The 21,790-nt window shown below is 52.0% G+C and carries 22 protein-coding genes; all 22 read right to left on the bottom strand.

From position 1 onward, the window contains the following. Positions 1-64 precede the first annotated feature (64 nt). Entirely contained in the window at positions 65-1,495 is a 1,431-nt protein-coding gene (locus F1381_RS05275; protein WP_187355201.1) for an S-layer homology domain-containing protein, read from the bottom strand. Positions 1,496-1,594: 99 nt separating this feature from the next. Further along, complete coding sequence (locus F1381_RS28125; RefSeq protein WP_187355200.1) at positions 1,595-1,804, bottom strand: hypothetical protein; 210 nt, start codon at positions 1,802-1,804, stop codon at positions 1,595-1,597. Between the two features lie 175 nt (positions 1,805-1,979). After that, a complete protein-coding gene (locus F1381_RS05270; RefSeq protein WP_151733765.1) occupies positions 1,980-2,177 on the bottom strand; it encodes a cold shock domain-containing protein in 198 nt (65 codons plus the stop codon). A 229-nt stretch (positions 2,178-2,406) separates the two neighbouring features. Beyond that, complete coding sequence (locus F1381_RS05265; RefSeq protein ID WP_222850417.1) at positions 2,407-2,733, bottom strand: flagellar protein FliT; 327 nt, start codon at positions 2,731-2,733, stop codon at positions 2,407-2,409. A gap of 1 nt (position 2,734) precedes the next feature. Further along, entirely contained in the window at positions 2,735-3,124 is a 390-nt protein-coding gene (gene fliS, locus F1381_RS05260) for a flagellar export chaperone FliS (RefSeq protein ID WP_151733763.1), read from the bottom strand. A 22-nt stretch (positions 3,125-3,146) separates the two neighbouring features. Further along, the gene (gene fliD, locus F1381_RS05255) at positions 3,147-4,697 is read right to left on the bottom strand and encodes a flagellar filament capping protein FliD (protein WP_246187911.1); all 1,551 of its coding nucleotides are present in this window, start codon (positions 4,695-4,697) and stop codon (positions 3,147-3,149) included. 18 nt (positions 4,698-4,715) lie between these two features. Then, positions 4,716-5,111 (bottom strand): flagellar protein FlaG, encoded by a 396-nt coding sequence (locus tag F1381_RS05250; protein WP_151733762.1) that lies wholly within the window; start codon positions 5,109-5,111, stop codon positions 4,716-4,718. Between the two features lie 143 nt (positions 5,112-5,254). Continuing rightward, positions 5,255-7,621, bottom strand: a complete 2,367-nt coding sequence (locus F1381_RS29055) for a flagellin N-terminal helical domain-containing protein (protein ID WP_281349876.1) — start codon at positions 7,619-7,621, stop codon at positions 5,255-5,257. A gap of 147 nt (positions 7,622-7,768) precedes the next feature. Beyond that, positions 7,769-8,002 (bottom strand): carbon storage regulator CsrA, encoded by a 234-nt coding sequence (csrA, locus tag F1381_RS05235; protein ID WP_151733761.1) that lies wholly within the window; start codon positions 8,000-8,002, stop codon positions 7,769-7,771. Position 8,003: 1 nt separating this feature from the next. Beyond that, on the bottom strand, positions 8,004-8,444 hold the full coding sequence (fliW, locus tag F1381_RS05230) for a flagellar assembly protein FliW (RefSeq protein ID WP_151733760.1): 441 nt from the start codon (positions 8,442-8,444) through the stop codon (positions 8,004-8,006). An 86-nt stretch (positions 8,445-8,530) separates the two neighbouring features. Beyond that, complete coding sequence (locus F1381_RS05225) at positions 8,531-9,100, bottom strand: DUF6470 family protein (protein ID WP_151733759.1); 570 nt, start codon at positions 9,098-9,100, stop codon at positions 8,531-8,533. Between the two features lie 15 nt (positions 9,101-9,115). Continuing rightward, on the bottom strand, positions 9,116-10,036 hold the full coding sequence (flgL, locus tag F1381_RS05220; RefSeq protein ID WP_151733758.1) for a flagellar hook-associated protein FlgL: 921 nt from the start codon (positions 10,034-10,036) through the stop codon (positions 9,116-9,118). Positions 10,037-10,056: 20 nt separating this feature from the next. Beyond that, complete coding sequence (gene flgK / locus F1381_RS05215; RefSeq protein ID WP_151733757.1) at positions 10,057-11,658, bottom strand: flagellar hook-associated protein FlgK; 1,602 nt, start codon at positions 11,656-11,658, stop codon at positions 10,057-10,059. Positions 11,659-11,715: 57 nt separating this feature from the next. Continuing rightward, positions 11,716-12,216: a flagellar protein FlgN gene (locus F1381_RS05210; protein ID WP_151733756.1), complete on the bottom strand. Its 501-nt coding sequence runs from the start codon at positions 12,214-12,216 to the stop codon at positions 11,716-11,718. 12 nt (positions 12,217-12,228) lie between these two features. Continuing rightward, positions 12,229-12,516: a flagellar biosynthesis anti-sigma factor FlgM gene (gene flgM / locus F1381_RS05205; protein WP_151733755.1), complete on the bottom strand. Its 288-nt coding sequence runs from the start codon at positions 12,514-12,516 to the stop codon at positions 12,229-12,231. Positions 12,517-12,623: 107 nt separating this feature from the next. Further along, positions 12,624-13,028 carry a flagellar protein gene (locus F1381_RS05200; protein WP_151733754.1) on the bottom strand — a complete coding sequence of 135 codons (405 nt, stop codon included), beginning with the start codon at positions 13,026-13,028 and terminating at the stop codon, positions 12,624-12,626. 186 nt (positions 13,029-13,214) lie between these two features. Then, a complete protein-coding gene (locus F1381_RS05195; RefSeq protein ID WP_151733753.1) occupies positions 13,215-14,081 on the bottom strand; it encodes a ComFC family protein in 867 nt (288 codons plus the stop codon). Next, positions 14,078-16,141: a helicase-related protein gene (locus F1381_RS05190; RefSeq protein WP_151733752.1), complete on the bottom strand. Its 2,064-nt coding sequence runs from the start codon at positions 16,139-16,141 to the stop codon at positions 14,078-14,080. Before F1381_RS05190 ends, F1381_RS05195 begins: the two co-directional genes overlap by 4 nt. A gap of 110 nt (positions 16,142-16,251) precedes the next feature. Then, positions 16,252-16,695, bottom strand: coding sequence for a hypothetical protein (locus F1381_RS05185; RefSeq protein ID WP_151733751.1), 444 nt, complete (start codon positions 16,693-16,695; stop codon positions 16,252-16,254). Positions 16,696-16,859: 164 nt separating this feature from the next. After that, on the bottom strand, positions 16,860-17,582 hold the full coding sequence (locus tag F1381_RS05180; protein ID WP_151733750.1) for a response regulator: 723 nt from the start codon (positions 17,580-17,582) through the stop codon (positions 16,860-16,862). Then, the gene (locus F1381_RS05175) at positions 17,582-18,742 is read right to left on the bottom strand and encodes a sensor histidine kinase (protein WP_151733749.1); all 1,161 of its coding nucleotides are present in this window, start codon (positions 18,740-18,742) and stop codon (positions 17,582-17,584) included. The genes F1381_RS05180 and F1381_RS05175 overlap by 1 nt, the downstream gene beginning before the upstream one ends. Positions 18,743-18,798: 56 nt before the next feature. Further along, complete coding sequence (locus tag F1381_RS05170) at positions 18,799-21,525, bottom strand: stalk domain-containing protein (protein ID WP_151733748.1); 2,727 nt, start codon at positions 21,523-21,525, stop codon at positions 18,799-18,801. Positions 21,526-21,790: the final 265 nt, after the last annotated feature.

The raw sequence follows: 21,790 nt of genomic DNA, 5'->3' as shown, positions 1-21,790 counted from the left end.
CTCCATCCGGACTTTTCTTGGCTTGCCCCTGATGAGGAGCAAGAATGAAGCAACATGACTTCAGTTATTTCGTGTGAATCCGCAGGATTTCAACCAGAGACCACTGGCCGTCGCTTCCGGCAATGAAGAGCACCTTATAGGCGGTATTCGCCGCCAATCCGGTCAAGCTTAATGTGCCGCGGGCGCCAGGCAACTGATTGACAGTTCCTGTCCACGGTGCCACTAAGGCTGTACCTGAAGCGTTCTGCCCTGCAGCAATCTGCTGGGCGGTTGGTTGTGCCGCATCCGATGGGAGCACCACATAACGCAGCGTCGCTGACGGACCGCCTGTATCTCCATAGCTCAGGTATACATCAGCGGTAACCGTACCGACATTCCCCGGTTCGACCGTAGTAATGGAGAAGGCATTGCCTGCCGCCGTATGCAGCTGCAGTGGTGTTACAGTAGACCAGTTGCCGGCTGTATCGGCAAGAGCGACATAAGCTGTGTACTCAGTGTCAGGCGCAAGACCGTATACAGACAGAGTAACCGGCACACCACCTGTTGCAGTCATCCGGCCGTGGTTCGTACCGGCGGTTCCTGCACTGGTCAGGCCGTCTCTAATCTGCAGTGTGCTTGGTACGGCAGCTGTGCTGCTGTATGGGGCCACCACGTAGTATACGGCACCTGTGACCGACGGAGTCACGTAGACGTCAGCAGTTACCGTACCTACATGTCCATAGGTTACCCCGCTCACAGTAGGGCCAGTATATCCGCCGCCCCCGCCGCCACTTCCGCCGCCGCCGGTTCCTGTTGTCGGAGCTGGAGTTGCCGTAGGCGCCGGTGTAGCGGTTGGCGTTGTTGTAGCCGTTGGCACCGGCGTTGGTGTTACGCTTCCGCCAGTCGACGGCTTATGGGCCGACGAATTGCTGATAATGCCGACAGCCTCGGCACGGGTCAGCGCCTTCTTCGGTCCGAAGGTTCCGTCCGGATATCCGTTCAGGACGTTAAGACCCGACGCAGCGGAGACTGCACCCTTCGCCCACGAAGCAATCTGGGCGCTGTCCTTGAAGGTCAGCGTTGTGCTGTTCGTATTCAATTTGAGCAGCTTAGCGGTAATGACAGCCGCTTCTTGACGGGTAAGCGGATTATTGGCACGGAACGTATTATTCTCATAACCGCCAATATATCCGGCGCTTACCGCTTTAGCCACCTCGCTGTATACCCAGTTGCTGCTGCGTACATCAGTAAAGCTGATCGAAGCTGTATCCGTGAACCCGAATACCCGATTGACAAGCGCTACGTATTCGCCGCGGGTAATCGCCTTATTGGGTTTGACCGTTCCATCCGGATAGCCGCCCAAAATCCCCCGGTTAAGCCAATCCTGCAGTTGGCTTTGCGCCCAGTGCCCCTGAATATCCTTTGGCACGGGTGCGGCGGAGACACCGCCCAGAGACCCGAACAACATACTGATGCCGAGTGCTGCAGTCGTTAATGCACGCCATGTTTTCTTCATTCTGCTGTCCATCCTCCTATACATTTTGTAAGTACCGCCTCTTTCGAAGAGGCTCCGTACAAAGTAGGTGTGGAAGCATTGTCTCAGTCCGTTGTCAGCTTAGGCAGCATGCGGATCTGGCTGATTACTTGATGTTAAGAATGAATGACTAATAACATAAGGCACGGACAAGCTTTGAACATTCAAAGCTTCGGCTTTCCTTATCGCTTCCACAAAAACCTTCATTTCTTCTTGTTGAAACATCCGCCTAAGCTTGGAGCGCAACATCTCAAGGCTGAGAGCAATGGCCCAACGACATACATTACCCAAATTTGGAAGAGGGATAACAGTTTTTCGAGAATAACTCACATCGGAATGAAATTTAACCCACGTAGATCCTGCCGCCGAAAACAAAAAAAGACCCCGGAAATATTCCGGGATCTACGCAAGCGTTGTCTCAATTGTTAACCATCTACCATATATGTAGGTCGGCTGCGCCGGATGATTATAATTTGATGACGTTAGCTGCTTGTGGTCCGCGTGCACCTTCAACGATGTCAAATTCTACGGATTGACCTTCGTCCAAAGTCTTGAAGCCTTCAGTTTGGATCGCGGAGAAGTGAACGAATACGTCGCCGCCTTCAGCAGTCTCGATGAAGCCGTAGCCTTTTTCTGCGTTAAACCATTTAACTTTACCTTCCATTGATTAAACATTCCCTTCGTCATCAAATGAACGTGAGTCTTGCTCACAACCTGACTATACCACCGCTGCTTCTCCGTTGTCAATTGGAATAGTAAATGATTACTTTCAATTATTTACCATTAAAAATTATTCTCCGGAAAAACGTCAGCTGGTTAAATTTCATCAAAAAAGGAGCAGACGTAATATAATACCCGGCCGCCCCCTAAATGAAACATTAGGAAAAAGATATTTATTTACGACGATCCATCAGAATGCTGTCTGGGGTGTAGGCAGATTCGTAGGCGCTGCGCTGTGTCTTCGCTTGATTGCGCTTATGCAGCCAATCCTGCGCTTCAAGCCGGAAGCCATTCATTCTGGCGACAATTGCAGGATCTTGCTCCAGAATTCGACGCAATGTTTCTTTATGTGCAGCTGTCGGATGAACATTTTCGACTTCTCGGCCAATGGCTTCGACAAGCTTCTGCCTCTCGGCCACAAAGCTCTCCAGTTCCTCGTAGGTCAATTCCATTAAGGACCCGGTAATCTTCTCCGTAAGCTGCTCAAGTTCTTTCAGCAAATCATCCATGCTGCAAATCAAGCCCGGCAGTCATCTTGGCCGCTTGAGCAAAGCTCTGGCGCAGCTCTACCAGATAGCCGATGGCCTCTTCTGCTTGGGACTTAGATTTCTTGACATTGGATTCGATGAACAAGTAGTTGATATATTCATAAATTGCAGCAAGATTCTTCGATACATCATAGGAACTGTCGAGTGTAGCAATAAGCTCATTTACGATCGTCTGCGCTTTACCCAGATTCGTGCTAACCTTATTAAAATCGGCAGATTCTATTCCTTCAAGCGCCGCTTTACCAAAACGGATTGCTCCGTCAAATAGCATCAGCAGAAGCTGTGAAGGGTTGGACGTTTGAACCGCCGACTGGCGATATTTATCATACGGAGATGTTATCATTTTATTCACCCTTTACTTTAATCTAAGCGAAGTAGCTTGATAGGCTCGCCGACTGACTGTTGTAATTGCTGATGGCCGTTTCCATCGCAGTGAATTGTTTATAGTAATTATTCTCCCAGACTTCCAGCCGGTCCGTCAGAGTTTCGATACGTTCTTCATAATCCGTCAGCATTTTGCCCATTGTACTTTCTGTTTTAAAAGCAGCGGATACGTCTGCAGAATATTTCGATGTTCCCGCCTTCTCCGCCAGCTTATCCAACGTTCCGCTTAAACTGCTGGATAATTTATCGAACAATCCTTCAGAGCTCGTGTTCCCCTGGAAAATCATTGTTACACTTTGCGGATCTGTCTGCAGAGCCTGCTGCAATGCATCGCTATCGATATACAGCTTGCCGTTCTCATAATACTCACCGGTGGTAATCCCGATTTTGCTTAGGTCGCCGAGCTTGCTTGTCAGAATGGACCGTATGGAATTGATACTCGATTTGAGAATACTGTCGCCCTTGAGCATCCCGCTCTTGGCTTTGGCTTCCCAAAGCTCAATATCATTGTCCGTCATGGCTTCCTTCTGCTCGTCGGTCAGCGGCGGATAATCGGTATATCTTTCTTCATTGACCTTGGCATTAAGAGAATTGAGCAACTCGTTATAATACTGTACGAAATTAGTGATTGTCTCCAGTGCCTTGTCAGTATTGGTTTCTATTGCAATGGTAGCAGGGGTGTCAGTGATCACCGGTTTACCGTCGGAATCCGTTTCACCGGTTGCGGCTGTAGTCACTCCAACAAAAGTTAATTTCACACCGTTGACTAAAAGCGAATTGCTGCTTGGCGTATAAGATTTTGACTCTTTGGTATCCGTATTCGTAACTGTTACTTGGGCCTTGCTGGCTCCTTCAACAGCCCCCAACTTCAACATGGAGATCAAAGAACCAGTCTTCGCTTCCCCTGCTTTGTTGGTAAGCTTGATATCATTTGCGTCAATCTTTGTGTCGGTTCCATAATTTTTGGCCGTGATCGAGAACTTGCCGCTAATTTCGTCAAAAGTCGCTGTGACTCCGGCCGCACTCGCATTAATCGTGGAAATCACGCTTGAGATCGTATCCGTTTTCTCAAAACTGAAATTGGTACCATTAATATAGAGGTCATATTTATCAGTCTCACTGTCGGCACCCCCCTTGACTTTAAGCAGGGTATCCGTTAAAGAGGCCGTAGCGCCATCCACCTTCAGACTGCCGGTGGAAGGCATTGTGGATTTCTGAGCCAGCTTCGTCACCGATACCGACATGGGAATTCCGCTGGCATCGGCATTAGCCTCGGCCTTCACGGCGCTTGTATTGCCGGAGACCACAGCCTTCTGAGAGTTCATCGTGGCTGAAAGATCGTACTTCAGCAATTTATTATTGCGGAAATCAACCAGTTTGCTGTTCAATTGGCGGTAGTTGTCGCGTTGCCATTCCATAACCGTCTTCGCTTGGTTCAACTTGTCCAGGGGTACGCGCTTCGCAGTCATCATCTGCTTAACAATACTGTCTACATCGATACCGGAGGCCAATCCGCCTACCCGCAATACCATGTCAATGTTCCTCCTTGTCTAGACCCTCTCATCGATAATAATTCCCGCTGCCTCCATCAGATTAGCTACAAGATCCAGCGTCTTCTCGGGTGGGACTTCTCTAATCAATTCTCCTGTTTCCTTGTTGAGCACTTTGACCATAATGGTCTTGGTTTCCTTATGCATGCTCACTTCAAAGGTTGTAGTTGGCCCCTGCAGCGCCTTAAGCGCGCGGTCAAGCGCCTTAACCACCTGTTCATCGGCAGTGGTTACAGAAATCCCCTGCTGCTCCATCTTCTTCAGTTCTTCGCCGCTGCGTGGAGCTTCCGTGTTGGAGCTTGCAGTATTCTCAACTGCCGGTTCTTTAAACTCGGGTCTTACATCAGCCGTTCTGTTGACATAGCTGCTGCTAGATACCGTTGAGCGGATATCCATGAAATAAACCTCCGATAGCAATAATTTATACTTTAATTATCGGCCGTAAGAGCAGTTTGATGAATATGTATGTTGAAAAAAATACCTAAAAACAAGAAAAGAACCCCGGGAAATCCGGGGTTCTTGCCAAGAATCGATAAATATTAGCGAAGCAACTGCAGTACGCCTTGCGGCTGTTGGTTCGCTTGAGCCAGCATCGCTTGAGCAGCCTGGGACAGAATGCTCGATTTAGTCTGGGTCATCATTTCTTTCGCCATATCTACGTCACGGACGCGGGATTCAGCGGAAGTCAGGTTCTCGGAGGAAGTGTTCAGGTTGTTAATCGTGTGCTCCAGACGGTTCTGGTAAGCACCCAGTCTCGAACGTTCCGAAGATACGCTGGCAATCGCTTGATCGAATACCTTGATGGCTGCGCTGGCTTTGGTCGTATCGGAAACGTCCAGACCATGCTCACCGGCAGAAGTTACATCCGTAAGATCATTGGTTGCACCAGCGGAAGTGAAAGAAGCACCCACAACATCATCGCCGTCTTCAGTGCCTACGCCAATTGCCGAGGCACCGGCTGTACCGGAAATGCCCAGGGCAGCTGCGCGCATGTCATTGATTTGAACAGTGAAGCTTTGACCTTGGTTGGCCCCGATCTGCATAGTCAGGGATTGGTCTTTAACAGAACCAGTAACCGTGAAGCTAGCAGAACCATTTGTTGTAGCACCTACATCTACCGTCAGGCCGTTTCCGAAGTCAATTGTAGAGTCTGCAGAAATTCCAGTCTGGGTTGCAACTGTTGTCGAACCATTCTTCAATGTTGCATTCGTTGTCGTCGTATCGGTAACTGTAAAGTCATGAGTACCGGCTGCTGCTGTACCCGTTGTAAAGGAAACTCCATTTCCGAAGTTAAAAGTTCCATTGTCATCGGCAATAACTTGCTGTGCACCAGCTACATCCCCGCCAACGCCAGCAGCGCCGGATTTCAGCGTGGCTGTGTTTTGAGTTGTTGTGCCCACTGTAAAGGTAGAGCTCTCTGCAGCAGCTGTATCGTATTTAGTAATGTCTGCGTCTGTAGTGAAGCTTACGCCGTTGGCAAAAGACAACGTATCTCCCGCAGTAAAGGTCTGAGCTGTTCCGCCATCGATACTTGCACTAAGTTCATGCGCAATATCAAAAGTCTTAGTTGTGCCGCCTGCCAGACCAGTCTGAAGACCGGTAGTTGCATCCGCAGCAGTGCCGCCAGTAGCGATGGTAAATGAAGTACCTGTATAAGCTCCGGAACCTGAAATCGTAACATCACCAGCCGCAGTACCGCCATCCACAACTACCGAACCCACAGTATCCGCACCCTGCTTCATAGTAAGCTTGGTGTCAACGTCAAATGTTGCCGAACCAGCTGCTGCCGCATTCGCACCAGTTGTAGTATTAACTGTAATTCCAGTGTCTACGCCACCACTGTATACTTTGTAGGTTTGTGTATTGGTATCGAGAATGATATCATCAGAAATTTTGGTTCCGTCACTGGACGTCAACGCCATCTTACCGGCACCATCAAACTCAACTTTTAATCCTGCACCGCCATAAATCGAATCATCGCTAATTGTAATACTTGTTATATTGGCATGCGCACTTGTGACATCTACAGATTTTGAAGTTTCAATGGTGAAGGTTCCATCCAGATTATCGTTAGTATTAGAGGCAATTGTTACGCCAGTAATACCAGTAGCAGTACCCCCCAGGTTTGTAGTAGAATCGGTTCTGGTAACTGCCAAAGTATGAGAACCGTCAGCCACTGCAGAATTGGAGGCAATATCTACACCTGTGATAGAGGAATCCAAAGTTCCTGCTGTAGCAGTTTTTGCTGGTGTTTCTGCTATTTCAATGCTGTAGGTTCCGGCTGCCAATGTAGATGCCGGGTCAATCGTTACACCGGTAACTCCTGCATCCGTACCTGTAGTTGTAGCTGATTTTGCTACTGCGTCAGACACTTCAACGGTATAGTTGCCGGCAGCCAGGCTGCTCTTTTCATCCAATTTCAAGTCGCTGAGAGTTGTAGCTCCAGCTGTCAAAGTACCAGCAGTTACAATACCCGATTTATCGGAAACATCACCATTCAACAGATTCTTAGTGTTAAATTGAGTCGTGTTGCCGATACGGTTGATTTCAGAAGTCAACTGGTTGATTTCCTTCTGGATTTCACCACGGTCATTAGTTGTATTGGTATCATTTGCCGCCTGAGTGGCCAGCTCTTTCATACGTTGCAGAATGTCGTGAGTTTCGTTCAGTGCGCCTTCAGCAGTTTGGATCAAAGAGATGCCGTCTTGAGCGTTGCGGCTGGCTTGGTCCAGACCACGGATCTGACCGCGCATTTTCTCGGAGATTGCCAGACCGGCAGCATCGTCGCCGGCGCGGTTAATGCGCAGACCGGAAGACAGCTTCTCGATGGATTTGCTTTGGTTAGCTGTGTTAGTGGACAGCTGACGGTGTGTGTTCAACGCCGTAATATTATGATTGATAATCATTGTGTATTTCCTCCCTGAAATTGGTTTGTTCCACATCCTTGTGGTAACACTGCCGTTAAGGTCGGCCGCCCCTCCGGATCAGTGCCTATTATATATATCGTCCACGATATGTGATTGTTTAGAGTATTTTTTTAGTTTTGCAGAAATTTATTTTTGTGAGCGTAAGCGGTCCATTAATGCATTCAGATTGCCGGTGGACGGTGCCGCAGACTCTTTATTAGCCTCTTTAATCGATAAATAGACCTCCTGACGGAAGATATCGACATGCTTAGGCGCAGAGATGCCAATCTTTACTGTATCTCCCTCCACGCCAAGAACGGTTATCTCGATATGATCTTGTATGATGATCGTCTCGCCTTTTTTACGCGACAGTACAAGCATGTTACTCACCGCCTTCTTGAGTTTGTTGGCCGCTCCACAGCGGTTGTTTAGTCTGATACTGCGATTTGATGAGGACCACCTGTTTGCCCAGGCGTTTCTCCGGATTCAGCACAATCGGAGCCAGCAAATTAATGGTTGACAGCTCCACCTGCTCTTTAAACGTAATAATAGAACGGACGGATACCGCTTCTTGAATTCCCAGCTCTTCCGCCTCTGCATCCGGCAGCTCAAATTCATAGCCCGGATAAAATACAAACGGATCGGCAAGCAGGAAGGACAAGCTTTCTGTCCGGAGGGATTGCAGATAGGAGAAAGGCCCTCCTTCCACGGCGATCAGCGCAAATTCACTTTCATCCTCGAAGCCGGGAATGCCCTTGGGGAACGTGAAGATGAATTCCTCACTGATATCCAGCTTTCCCCAGGCCAATGTTTCTATAAGCATGCTCGTAAACACTCCTCTGTGAAATATAGTATCCTAGCAAAAAAGCTACAGACGGTCAGCAGCAACCAAATCCATAGCTTTGTAAATTACAATTGAATATCAAGTTCAGGCGGAATAATACTAATGGAGTTGCGTTGGCGCAAATACATATCCACCTTGCCCGGAGAGTAACTGATAACCGGTGACCGCGCTTCTGCCTGTATCGTTACTTCGGCTTTATGATACTCCCTTTCAACAGGAACGGCTTTGATATCAATCCGCACGTTGTCAATGGAGGCCGGAGCACGCGTCTCCGGGTAAGGATTGGGGCGCCAGTCTTCACCGTAAACCTCGGCAATCGAATTGCCCGGTTTGAAGAACTTCATCATCCGGTCGCCTTGCTCCATCCGCTTAGCAATTCCCTGCAGCCAAAGCTGCTCTATGCCCGAATAGATACGCTCGGTCATCTCGCTGTACTTACCACCGGTATAAGCCGCACGGGCCTGGGACTGGTCAATGGTCACATCAGGGGCTGAACTGTGCATACTCCATGTCCCAGGCTTCGTGGTAATCTGCAAATCAGCCTTGGGCTGCTCAATGGACATGCTGCCCGTTGTAGTTTCCAAGCCGATCAGTGCTGGCGTCTGCCGTATTTGAATCTGCGGGATGGCCGACATCGGGTGCCTCCTTTGTTATCTGATAAAATCAACGAGGGAAGTCTGGATGATCTTTGCACCCACAGACAGGGAGGCATTATATATGTTCTCCTGAATCTTGGAGTTCATCACCACTTCAGCATAGTCAGCGTCTTCCGTTTTGGACTGCAGATCAGTCAGATTGACCTCAAGATTGCTTAAACGGTTCTGCATCAGCTCAATCCGGTTCGTCCGGGCACCGATATTGGCTTGCACAGCCAGCATTTTGTCGTTGCGGCTCTCCAAATTGGCCAGCTCGCCGGAAACGGCGGCGGTATTACCATCGCTAAGTGCGCTCGAAATCCGGTCGATAATTTTAAAGATATTATCGTTTTCCGTGCCGCCAAACACCTCGTTTCCCGTATTGTTGATTGGAAGCTGAACGCTGTCACCCACAGTATAATTAATCAGGCCGTCATCTGTAATTACTTGCGCGGCACCGGAAGTATCGAGTGCACCATCTACTCCTGTAGGGAAGTCATAGGGTTTCACATTATATTGTTGGCCGTTAAAAATGTATTTCCCATTAAACTGGCTGTTGGCAATATCAACGAGCTGCTCCTTGAGCTGTGCAACCTCTTCATTGATGCTGTCGAGCGCCGTTTGCGGATTGGTGCCGTTGGCCCCGTTCACCGTCAACTCCCGTAGCCGCTGAACCACTTCTCCGGCTTGTGTCATCACCGTATCATTATAGTCTAACCACGAAGTAGCACTGTCCACATTCTCCTGATATTGCTCATTGGCGGACAGATCAGCACGGTATCGCAAAGAATAAGTAATGCCTACGGGATCATCCGATGGCTTATTAATCTTACGCCCGGTCGATAATTGAAGCTGTGTATCATTCATCGTGCGGGCGTTCCGGTTGAGATTAAGCAACAGCTGCGAATTCATCATGTTTGAGGTGACTCTTAACATGCGCTTGGTTCCCCCTCCCCTTATCTGCCTACGGTGCCTGTAGAATTGATTAATTTATCGAGCATTTCATCATAAGTCGTCATAAACCGCGCTGCAGCGCTGTATGCATGCTGGAAGACCAGCATATTGGACATCTCTTCATCAAGCGAGACACCGCTGACAGATTGCCGGCGGGAGTTCACTTGCTCCACTAAGGTGTCGGAATTCTCCATCTGACGTGTTGCTTCCTGAGCCTGAACACCCAGCTGCCCTATTAATGTTTTGTAAAAGGCCCCTGGCGTCGCCCTGATACCCGTAGTCGGAGATGCAAAAGAGCCGCCCTGCTGATTTGCCAGCAACAAGGCCAATGTATTATTCCCTTTCACTACAGTTTCCGCATCCCCGGTTCCAGCGGTTCTTAAGGAAGTGGCGAGCAGATTGGTATCCGCCGCGATTTCCGGGTTGAAAGTAATGTTGCCTGCCGTCAGAGTCGAGCCATCCCCGCTGATTGTAAACAAGGGTTTACCAGCATTAAGAGTGCCGTCCATGCTATATCCCAGTTGATGTAATCCGTTCAGTCCTTTGACCACGGTCTTCGCATCTTTAACGAGCGTCGCTCCCTGAGGGAACGCGGAGCCGGCCGTAATGGTAACCAAAGTGCCGTCGGCCTGCTTTACATCAGCATTGTTTGTCAGAACAGTTCCTTCCGGAATAACCGAACCGGTTGGCAGCGTTACTTCCACTTCTCCGTTCGCGATCGTATTAGCGATATTATCAAGCTGTGCTGTATAGTCAGCCACGTATTTCTGTTGCGAGGAAATCATTCCATACACTTCGCCAGACTTCAAATCACCGGAAGCGAATGCTGCAGTAAGGAAAGCACTGTCCACGGTTGCCGGTTCTCCATTGGGAGTGACCAAGGCTTGTCCGCCCATAGAGATGCTGTAACCGTAGTCGGTATCTATAACGCTGATATTTGCAATCTTGGATAACTTATCGGTTAACAAATCACGCTGATCACGCAAATCGTTAGCCTGGTCACCCATGCTCTCGATCTTAAAGATGGATGCATTCAAATCAGTGATAGAGGAGAGATAACCTTGGATCTCGCTGCCTTTCACCGCAATATTTGAAGATAGATCCGTGTTCAGATTATTGAGTTGCCTGCTCATATAGTTCAAGGCATCCGTCAATGACTGTGCCGTTTGTACAACGATTTTGCGGGAGGTGCTGTCTTCAGGATTCTTGCTCAGGTCGGACCATGACTTCCAGAAGTTATCCAGCACGGTGCTGAGTCCGGTATCGGAGGGTTCGTTAAAAATCGCCTCCAGCTTGTCCAGCGTATCCGATTGTATAGTCCAGCTGCCAAGCGAGGCATACTCACCGCGGTACTGGTCGTCCAGGAAAGTCTCCCGGATCCGGTCAATGGAACCGAACTCCACGCCGGTACCCATCTGTCCGGGAACAGTAGAATTATTGAGGCCGTAAGCTTCAATCGGGATGGAAGCGGTCATATTGACGCGTTGGCGGCTGTACCCTTCCGTGTTGGCATTGGCAATGTTATGGCCGGTTGTATTCAGGGCCGCGGTCTGGGTGAACAAGCTGCGTCTGGCCGTCTCGATTGAATGAAATGTTGATGTCATGCTGGTAGTTCCTCCCTTGTCATAGACCCGGCAATACGTCCTGCCGCAAGGACAACGTTATCCGCGGGCGTCAAAAATTCCCGGCCGCGCGCTGCCGCTGCTCTTATCGGACGGATGGTGATACGTGAACTCCTGGTTTGGTCTGCCGACAAGCAAATCCAGGGAATAGTCTATAAATGAAAGCGACTGCTCAATCAGCTTCTGGTTCAGATCATTCGCATGCTTCAAGCGGTGCAGGGTGTCTGAGAGCTTCTGCTGGATGTGCTGCAGCCGCACTTTGTCTTCAGGGTCAAATACAAGACGGGTAAGCTCGGTCAGATTAAGCTGTAAATTGGAACGGATGCCTACAGACTGAATATAGGCATAAGCCGCCTCCGACCGCGCTGTCTCCAGTTGGCCGATTTGCTTCATCAGCTTCGACTCTTGATTCATGATGTCGATCAGGCCGTTCACCTTGTTGTCCATTATCGTCTGCTTCTTGATGCCGGCCAGATCGAGCATCCGGAGATGAGCCTCGTCCAGCCGTTCAAGCGATTCAATCAATGTTGTCAATGGCATGGATGGGATCACCTAATTCTCGGAGGATTGCTTAAAGTAAGGGGCGAGTTTCTCTGCGAGTTTGGCTGCGTCAACTTGATAGGTACCTGCGGAGACTTGTTGCTTCAAGCTTTCGATTCTAAGCGCACGGTCAGTATCCGTTTTGCCGCTGTTCTGGGCTTCCAGAAGCTTCATTGCTTCACTTGAAATCGAAACCTCGTCGGTGCGCATGCTCTTCTTGACCTGCTCCTGCTTCTGCGATTCAGCGGTGCGCTGGTATGGATTGATGGCGTTGATTCGTCCGCTCTCGTTAATCTTCACAACTTCACCTTCCTTCTGAATAAATAAAAATACCGATAATCTTTACTAAGTTTATCGGCGTACCTTGAACCATTCTTAATAGTTGCAAGCGTTATTTTGCGAAATTATTATTTCCGGAATTTGTCAACAGCACGGTATGCAGACTCTGTCACCTTAGACGTGCTTGCGTCTTCCATCGTTTGCTTGATCTGATTGATGTCCTTGCTAAGACGGCTCCGGCAGCTGTCGCACATATGTCCTTCCCTGATCAATGTGCCGCACACTTCACAGGCAACCATCATATTCGGGGCATTGGCGATCGAAATCCGTCCTTCGCGGATGAAGCGCGTAATCTCCTTGATGGAGATTCCTGTCACATCGGACAGCTCCTGAATGTTGGTCCCTCTGTTCTTGCGGAGATAATCTACACAGATCTCGTATTGATGCTCCAATTCCTTGAGGCAGGACTGGCACAGTTCCGACGGATTCTTGACATACAACCGGCCGCATCTAGGGCAATTATCTACATTCATTTAAAAAGCGGCTCCCTTCAATACATAATGTTCAAGGCACAAAAACCTTATGCTAAGATTACCTGATTTCAAATCCTTAGTCTACGATTACTATCGGCTTAAGTACCCATTTCCTTTAATCCGGCAGGCAAAAAGTCAACAAACAACGGCTTTTCAGGTTCCTGCCTTTCCTTGTTAAATATAACCTTAAGAACGCGCCCACGTAATACTGCATATTTCGACCTCATCTTTCAGGGTTGCCCCCGGCTGGCGGACCAGCGCCCCTGCACAGGCACGCAGTGTGCTTCCGGTTGTATATATATCGTCAACGATCACCACCCGGAGCGGACGGCCGTAATCACGGGAAGTCTGCAGCAATGCGGCAAAATGTCCCTGCAATACCGGATCGGTGCTGGCGGCAAAAGCATGCTTCATATCGGCAAACCGCTCCGCCCGGCTCTTGAAGCTCTGTTTGGCGGTGTGTTGCGTACGTACGAGCAGGGGTAGCAGCGGGATTCTCCGCCGGCCGGCCAGGACTGCCGCCAGCTGCTCCGCCTGATTAAAGCCCCGCTCGGCCAGCCGGGTACTGCTGACCGGCACAGGAACTAGCACGTCCGCTTGCCAAAGGGCTGCTCTCGGGCGGGGAAAGAACGGTAGTATCGGGCGTGCAAATGGCGGGCCTGGAGTAGAATCACCGTTACGAATGCTCACTTCCTGCAAAGCGGCATATGCCTGGTCCAGCATCTGCCCCAGCACATGGCCGAGCCGCTCATTTCCGCGGTATTTGTATCTTCCCAGCACTTCCCGCATATCAGCAGAATAACTTACCGCACTGCGATTATACCGCAGCAGCCCATGCTCATGACTGCGGCTGCAGTCGGGGCAGCCGACCGGCCGGCCGCATTTGCGGCAGCGCGGAATACCGATCCACGGGAGTGCCGCCTCGCACATTGTGCAAAGCCCCGGCATCTTCGTTGACGGCATATGTGCCTTCCCGCAGAACAGGCACGGCGAAAATACCGGTGCGAGCAGATTTTTGGCTAGTTTAAGCCAGTGACTTCCGCTGATCTTCATCGTCTCTCCTCCTTGATTAAGTAGCCTTGCTTACCAGCCACCTTGTTCATCGAACGTATTTGCGACACGGCCCTCCGTTGTGCCCTGTTCCAGTCCGGCGACACCAGAAATACCCTTCCTGCCGGATCCTCCTTGGAGCGTCCGGCCCGCCCGGCCATCTGTACCAGCGCCGCTTCGTCAAAGAGACTGCTGTCCGCATCCAATATGAACACATCGCTGCGCGGTACGGTCACGCCCCGTTCCAGTATAGTGGTGGTAACCAGCATAGTGATCTGCCGTTCCCGGAAAGCAGCCACCTTCTCCGTCCGGAGCGGGTCCTTGGAGGACGTCCCTTCAATCGCTGTGCCGGATAATTGGCGTCTAAGTAAAGCCAGCAGCGGTTCGATATGTACGATTCTGGATACGAACAGAAAGATTTGGGCGTTCCGGTCCAATGAGCACCTTAACTCCTGAATCAGTCCCTTGGGCAACCTGCCCTGCTTCAGAACACGTTGTACAGGTTCTGCCCTCAAACGCCTTGGCAGCGGCAACGGATGCCCGTGGAACCGGACTGGCACTTTGGCATGCCGCAGCCGTCCCGCAGCGACCTGCCGCTGCAGTTCCCTTGGAGGTGTTGCCGACAAATAGATAAAGGTACCGCCTGGCTTACAGGCCTGCTCGGCCGCATAAGCCAGCATGGGATCGCCATGGAACGGGAACGCATCCATCTCATCGATAATCACCAGGTCGAACCCCTGGTGAAAGCGCAGCAGCTGATGCGTTGTTGCGAGCGTAATGTCGGCCCGGTCCCAGCGGCCCGGGCTGCCGCCGTACAGCACGGCGAGCTTCGCCGCCGGGAACGCCCGCGCGATGCGGGGCGCCAGCTCCAGCACGACGTCGCGCCGCGGCGTCGCCACCAGCGCCCGGCCGCCGGCCGCGAGCGCTGCCGCCAGGAGCGGGAAGGTGATCTCCGTCTTCCCCGCTCCCGTCACCGCCCAGAGCAGGAACCGCTCCGGGCGGCTGTGGGCGGAGCGCTCCCGCCGCTCCGCCAGCAGCTCCAGCGCGGCAGCGGCGGCCTCCGCCTGCGCCGCGCCGAGCCCCCACCGCCGCTGCGCGCTGGCGGCGGCTCCATTGCCTGCCGCGCAGCGCACGGCAGGCCGGGGCGCGCTGCGGACCAGCAGCGCGCAGGAGCGGCTGCGCCCGAGGGCGAGGCAGGCCTCGCAGTAGGCGCAGCCCGCCAGGCCGCACGCGGCGCAGGCCGCGGCGCCCGTGGCCGCGCTGCCGCAGCGCCGGCAGCGCGGGAGTGCGCGGCGGCTGCGTGCGCCGCGCCAGGGCAGGCGGAGCGGCGCAGCGCGCTCCGCGCAGTCCAGGGCCGCCGTCAGCACAAGGCGGCCCTGGAGCTGGGCCAGCTGGGCGGCTGCCTGCCAGCGGCCGGCCAGGCCCGGGAGGCGCTCGGCGATCAGCGCCTCCGCCTCGGGCTGGAGCAGCGAGCGCCCCTCCAGCGCTGCGGCCAGCTCCCGGGCCGCGCGGTCCAGCTCCTCCGGGGACAATCGCGGCTTGTCAGCGCTCACCAAACATGCTCCCCAGTCCCGTTTCATCTCCGCTTGTGCAGAGGGCCGCCCGCTGCCTATGCGTCCCTGGCCTCTGACATCCTGATCCGCCAACCAGACACGGTCCAATTCCGCTCCCCGCCACACTTTCATCTCCCCTTGTGCAGGGAGCCACCCGCTTCCGCGTCGCCCATAGCACTGAATTTCCTGTATCTGCAGCCAATCATTCCTGCCTCCCGTCACCTGCTCCTGCCGGAGCTCCGCCCTCAATGCTGCCTTGGCATAGTCTTGCCATGCTAAAGCGTCCCAGGAATCCATTGCCGCAGCAGGCCTCCAGTTCTCTCTGAGTTGAACGGCCCAGCCCAGCGGAATAGAGGGCGACAACAGTACCAGTTGATCCGCAACGCGGCTGTTCCAGCGGGTGAGCCCTCCACCCGCTCCGCTCCACCACAGCATGTCCACCTGCAAATCAAGCGACAGCCACAGCTCCCAATGCGATTGCGGCTTTACCGCATAGACTGCTGCTTTCATAACTCCTTCTCCCTTCAACATAATTTGGTGAATGAATGTTCCGGCAACACAAAAAGCACACTTCTCCATCTGGGAGAGTGTGCTTCACTCATACAACATCCGATATTCAATTAGCGTCCGCGTTTGGATCCGAATCGCCCGCTTTCCGGCATTCTGAGAAACGGCATGACGGCAAGTCTGCCTGCGGTCCGCAGGTCAAGAACCGTCTCCTGCCGGACGGTACTCTTGTCCTCAAGGTCCTGCATCAGCGTCAGGGGGGCGATATCGACCGTCGCACCGTCCAGCGCCAGTCTCGCCGCTACCGCAACGGTCCTGTCCTCAGAACCTTCATCCATCAGTGTCACCTGCAGAGGCTTGCCGGTCAGTAAAGCCTGCACAGGCAGCATCCGAATATACCATTCCACAACGGCCTCATGATTGCGGGTTATCAATATATAATGGAGTACCTTGCCGATTCGGAGCTTCTGGCGGGTACGCTCCCGGTTATGCAGAATGTGGACCAGCATGGCCGCCGATGCATAAATAACCGCAATCCATATCAGCTGGAGAACCATGGCGTTGCACCTCCTCTTATACCGACACTATATGCCGGCAGCAAAAGGTCCGTGACTGCCCATGAATTCGCTTATACCCGAACAGCAATAACATTTGTATACAACTCTTATGTAACCTGTCTGCGGTTCCGGATTACTCCAACAACCGGCTGAACCTTAAACGGCTATAAAGTAACCCAGCCATATTTGATCGAGTTGATTACTGCCTGTGTCCGGTCGTCAACCTCCATTTTTTGCAGAATGCTGCTGACATGGTTTTTGACGGTCTTTTCGCTGATAAAAAGGTATTCGCCAATCATCTTGTTGCTCTTACCTTCTGCCATCAGCCGCAGCACCTCAGCTTCGCGCCGCGTCAGCGGATTGTTGTCGCCGGCAACGAACTTGACGCCAGCCTCCTTGACGCTGGTCTCCGCCATGGCTCCGGTCTCGTTGAGATAAGTCATCCTCCGCAGCTGATTGATCAGCTTGCCGGTCACCTTCGGGTGAATAAAGGCATGGCCTTCACAGACGGAGCGGATGGCATTGATCAGCGATTCAGCCTCCATGTCCTTGAGAAGATAGCCATTGGCGCCTTTGCGCAGCGTTTCGAATACATAGCTCTCATCATCATGAATGGACAGGATGATGACCTTGACGTCCGGGAACATTTCCCGCAGCTTCTGGGTGGCCTCCACCCCGTTCTCAATCGGCATATTGATGTCCATCAGCACGATATCAGGCTTATTGACATTGCAGAACTCCAGCACCTGAATGCCGTCGCCGCATTCGCCGATGACTTCAATATCCTCCTCCATATTTAAAATACGTTTCAGCCCTTCACGAAACAATTGATGATCATCTGCCAAAAGAACCTTTATGGGCGCTTTTCCTGTGTTATGATTCTCCATCACATGACTCCCTTCCCTTCCACATTCGTCGGAATGTGGATGATAATTGTAGTGCCCTGATTCTCAGCTGTCTGTATTTCCATTCTTCCTTCAAGCAGTTCAACCCGCTCGCGCATGCCGACCAGGCCAAAGCTTTCACGGTTTGTCTGCTCACTGATTTTTTTAAGGTTAAAGCCTAACCCATTGTCCTTTACGACAATCTTGATCATCTGTGCCTGATAGGTAATCTCCACCAGCACATAGCTTGGATATGCATGCTTGGCTGCATTGGATAGCGCCTCCTGAACGAGACGGTAAACCGCAGCCTCCATGGCCGAGGTCAGCCGGTGCTCCTTGCCTCTTGTTTCAAAAGAAGCCCGGATCTTCGTCTTCTCCTCATAATCATGCACATATTTGCGGAGTGTGGGGATCAAGCCCAAATCATCGAGCGCCATGGGCCGGAGATTAAAAATAACTTTGCGCATCTCTTCCAGACTATTGCGGACCTGCCCTTTTAAGTCTATTACTTCGTCCTGTACCAAGCCAAATTCCTGCTTTACCAGCATTCTTTCTACAATTTCCGTCCTTAGGACTAAATTCGCCAGCATTTGAGCAGGACCGTCATGAATTTCCCGGGCAATTCTTTTGCGTTCTTCTTCCTGGGCCAGGATTATTTTAAGGCCAATCATTTGTCGATTTTTGGCGCTCTCGACTATTTTCGACACCTCACCCAATTCTCCCGACAAGTATTCGAGCACCACGCTCATTTGCGAACCAATCGATTCCGCCCGGACCACAGAATTTTCGACACTGCGCGCCCGCATCTGCAGTTCATCCCTGCGGCTCCGCAGATAAGCCTCCCGCTCTCTCGCCATCATTAATTCCAGCTGCAGCTCCGTCGCCTTTTCATAAGCAATCCGGATGTCTTTCTCTGTGTAACGGACAAAATCCCGGCTGACTTCTGTCAGCCGGATGCGGGAACGATGGTATTGCAGCTCCAGCTTGTCCACCTTTTGAACCGTTTCATCCGTTTCTTCCATCACCCGCTGCAGTTCTTTCTGGAGTGCAACAAGCTCTTCCCGTGCCACCTGCAATATTTCAAAAATCTGATACTTGCTGCTCTCCATCACGTCGATGGTATTCTTAATGACGCGATCTATCGCATCGGCTTGAAATTCCACGGATGCTGCCCCATTTCTATCGGATCGTTATAAAGGCTTCCCTTTATATTAACATATCACGATTCGATAGTTACGGTCTTCGTTTTCTGTTCCCAATTTACGGTTAATCCCAGCTGCTCCGAGACTAAGCGGAGCGGTACTAAAGTCCTGCCCTGGAGGATCAAAGGAGCTACTTCAGCACTTTGCCGCTTCCCGTTCAGTACAAATTCCTTCTGGTTCACAGTCAGATCAAGCGCCTTGGCGCCGCGCAGAACCATAATCTTCTTGGTGGTCTGGTTCCACGAAGCACTGCCGCCAAAGGCGTCCAGAACATATTTGATCGGTACATAAGTGGTATCGTCCTTAACGATCGGCGCCACATCCAGCGCCTTCTTGGCTCCGTTCACCGTCATTGACTTTGCCCCGATGACCATGGAAGCCGTTCCTGTAGGAAGTCCTGCTTCACTCGAGAGCGAAGGCATGACGAAGGAGATATTATCGAAGGCCACCGTGCCGGTCTTGGCCCGCTCGTCCTGGCCCTCTTCTACGTTGACTACATATACCCGCTTCAAGCTTGCCGGGAATTTGATGCCCGCTGCGGACAGGTCAATGTTCAGGCTCTTCCAGTCATTCCAGTCAATGACCTTGGCAAGGTCAATGTATACCGTCGAGCCGCCTGCATCCACTACTTCGGCGCGCAGCCAGTTCAGGCTCATATCGCCCATTACATCAAGCGACATGGAGGTTGCTGCAGCCGGAATGCTCTTGCCAGTGTTGCCGTTGAACTGGGCATAAGCATACATTTTGCCGCTGCCGGCTGTCATGTCGTAGCTGAGCGACAACACTTTGGAGCCTGCGCGTTCAGCGCTGCCGTCGATAACCGCAGCCGATCCCGTAACCCCCGCCGCATTGGTTGTAAAAGCGATCGGATAGCTCACTTGCTCGAAGTTCTCCCAAGGAGTGGCGGCGGCTGTCGACAATACCACTGCGGTACTGAAACCGTCATAGCGTGCAATGGCATAGCCGGTGGTTGCGCCGGCATTGACGGACTCTACGGTCAGCTTGCCGTCCGCCACGCTGCCTTTGAAGCCGACAAATTCCCATTTCAGCGCCGAATTCGGAACAGTAATGGTCGTCCCGCTTTTTGTCACTGCCGTCACGGGAACCGCGACCGAAGCCCCGGCCACCAGCGGAGCTGTGGCCGACTGGGCAGTCAGGCTGCTCAGATCTTCACCGCCCAGTACGGTTACTGAAGCAGAAGCACTCGCTGTCCCGCTCGTTGCGGTCAAGGTCGCTGTTCCTTTCTTCACTGCAGTCGCCACGCCGCCGCTTACCGACACGGCACCGCTGCTGGATGCCCAAGCCGGATTCGCTGTAGCTACGTCAATCGGATTATAGTAGGTATCATAGCCTTTTAATGTATAGGTAGCAGATTGTCCAATCAGGAGCACATTGCTGCCGCTGATTTTGATGCCTTTCACTTCGCCTTGCGGAGCGTTTGTGTACACACCCAGCCCATTGACGATGCTGCGCTGCTCCGTTCCGTATTCCGTATTAAAGCTGAGTGAAGTCGACGTTTCAGCCAGCGGCCGGTCCACCATTGTGGTAGATCCGCCGCCGTCCAGGTTAATCCCTTTATACACGCCGATAGTTGTCATGAATGATTGCAGCTCTGTGAGCGACATGCCGGAGCTGTTGTCGTTCTTCTCAACTGCGATCAGATATACATACCGTGAATCCTGCGAATATCCGAGCGCCGTACGGGCGCGGTAGCCGCCGATGCTGGTAGTCGAACGGGAGAACGTCGCCGCTTTGCCGTTATTTACCAGAATCGTATGCCCGCCGATCATCATCTGCAGACTGGCCGGATCGAGCTGCTGCTGGGTCGTTTTGGAACGGAGCGAGTAGACTGTGCTTAAGGTCTGACCCACAGCGAGATGCCCCCTGACAAACTCCGCGGCTAAACCATGGGTACGCAGGATATAGGCGCCCTCTGGAACAGCAATCGGCAGTGCCCCTGCACCAATCTGGGTAATGACTCCGTTCTCCACCAGCACCTCGGTTGGTGTTGTAGAACTATTCTTCGGCCGCTCCAGCGCCGTCCAGGCATCGGTGTAGATATAAGCAGCATTGGCATGGCTGTAGGTTGAGCTTCCGCCTTCCGGGTTGTATGCGCCCTTGTTAACGCCCGAGAGCGGGAATTGGGCGCCGTCTGCTGCCGTTATCATCCCTTCAAAAGCAAATTCATCAATGATCGGCTTGCGGTCTGTCGTTAAAGCAAAAGTGTACATTCCATCCAGCTGCGATGGCGTGGAGACCAGCACACCGCCGGTTACTTGTCCGCCGATGGGGGCCCCTTCGCCGCCTGTATTGAAATAGTCGCCGTTGATTGCGGCTACAGCCCCTGTCTCCGCTGCCATACCGCCTGTGCTTTGGCGGGTCGTCAGATTCCCGTTTTTACCGGTCATTACATCTATAGAGACATAAGGATTATTTAAGTCCACCCGGACGACATCGGCAAGACCGGTTGCGCTTTTGCCGGAGCGGGTGGTTGTATATTTATATTTCATCATTATGGCACCGGAAGTAATCACTTCTTCTCCCAGCTTGGTTACACTTAAGGCAGACGCTGCAGCGGCCACCGGCGAAGAACCGGTCCATAGCTGCGGCAACCCGTCACTGCCGATTACCGGCATGATCCACAATACTCCCGCGAGCGACGCGGCGATCCACCGTTTGGCCGATGGTCTGCTGAGGCTCTTTCTCTTTCCGCGGCTCTCCTTCTCCATGAACACTTCTTTCATTTCAGCGTAACTCTCCCATCTCATTTTTTCGCGGGAAAGCTCTCTTCTATTACATAGATGAACAGAACCTATTTTCCCGCCACTCCTTTAATAGACTGAATTTGAGGGGAAAAGTTGCGACTTTTACTAGATTTACTAACTTCGATTCTCTTTTTGGACAACATAAAATAACCCCCCCAAAGTAGAGCCTGTACGTTAATATGGTACAAGCGCTTCGCGGGGAACACCGGATAGGCTAAAACACCCGGCCTAAGGCCGGGTGTCC

It is taken from the genome of Paenibacillus tengchongensis (assembly GCF_008973665.1).
GTDB classification, from domain to species: domain Bacteria; phylum Bacillota; class Bacilli; order Paenibacillales; family Paenibacillaceae; genus Paenibacillus_AQ; species Paenibacillus_AQ tengchongensis.
This window is presented reverse-complemented; position numbering and strand designations above follow the sequence as displayed.

Excerpts from the sequence above, each read along its gene's own strand:
- F1381_RS05275 (WP_187355201.1), bottom strand. The coding sequence starts at position 1,495 with ATGAAGAAAACATGGCGTGCATTAACGACTGCAGCACTCGGCATCAGT.
- F1381_RS05270 (WP_151733765.1), bottom strand. The coding sequence starts at position 2,177 with ATGGAAGGTAAAGTTAAATGGTTTAACGCAGAAAAAGGCTACGGCTTC.
- fliS (WP_151733763.1), bottom strand. The coding sequence starts at position 3,124 with ATGATAACATCTCCGTATGATAAATATCGCCAGTCGGCGGTTCAAACG.
- fliD (WP_246187911.1), bottom strand. The coding sequence starts at position 4,697 with ATGGTATTGCGGGTAGGCGGATTGGCCTCCGGTATCGATGTAGACAGT.
- F1381_RS05250 (WP_151733762.1), bottom strand. The coding sequence starts at position 5,111 with ATGGATATCCGCTCAACGGTATCTAGCAGCAGCTATGTCAACAGAACG.
- F1381_RS29055 (WP_281349876.1), bottom strand. The coding sequence starts at position 7,621 with ATGATTATCAATCATAATATTACGGCGTTGAACACACACCGTCAGCTG.
- csrA (WP_151733761.1), bottom strand. The coding sequence starts at position 8,002 with ATGCTTGTACTGTCGCGTAAAAAAGGCGAGACGATCATCATACAAGAT.
- fliW (WP_151733760.1), bottom strand. The coding sequence starts at position 8,444 with ATGCTTATAGAAACATTGGCCTGGGGAAAGCTGGATATCAGTGAGGAA.
- F1381_RS05225 (WP_151733759.1), bottom strand. The coding sequence starts at position 9,100 with ATGTCGGCCATCCCGCAGATTCAAATACGGCAGACGCCAGCACTGATC.
- flgL (WP_151733758.1), bottom strand. The coding sequence starts at position 10,036 with ATGTTAAGAGTCACCTCAAACATGATGAATTCGCAGCTGTTGCTTAAT.
- flgK (WP_151733757.1), bottom strand. The coding sequence starts at position 11,658 with ATGACATCAACATTTCATTCAATCGAGACGGCCAGACGCAGCTTGTTC.
- F1381_RS05210 (WP_151733756.1), bottom strand. The coding sequence starts at position 12,216 with ATGCCATTGACAACATTGATTGAATCGCTTGAACGGCTGGACGAGGCT.
- F1381_RS05200 (WP_151733754.1), bottom strand. The coding sequence starts at position 13,028 with ATGAATGTAGATAATTGCCCTAGATGCGGCCGGTTGTATGTCAAGAAT.
- F1381_RS05195 (WP_151733753.1), bottom strand. The coding sequence starts at position 14,081 with ATGAAGATCAGCGGAAGTCACTGGCTTAAACTAGCCAAAAATCTGCTC.
- F1381_RS05190 (WP_151733752.1), bottom strand. The coding sequence starts at position 16,141 with ATGAAAGCAGCAGTCTATGCGGTAAAGCCGCAATCGCATTGGGAGCTG.
- F1381_RS05185 (WP_151733751.1), bottom strand. The coding sequence starts at position 16,695 with ATGGTTCTCCAGCTGATATGGATTGCGGTTATTTATGCATCGGCGGCC.
- F1381_RS05180 (WP_151733750.1), bottom strand. The coding sequence starts at position 17,582 with ATGGAGAATCATAACACAGGAAAAGCGCCCATAAAGGTTCTTTTGGCA.
- F1381_RS05170 (WP_151733748.1), bottom strand. The coding sequence starts at position 21,525 with ATGAAAGAAGTGTTCATGGAGAAGGAGAGCCGCGGAAAGAGAAAGAGC.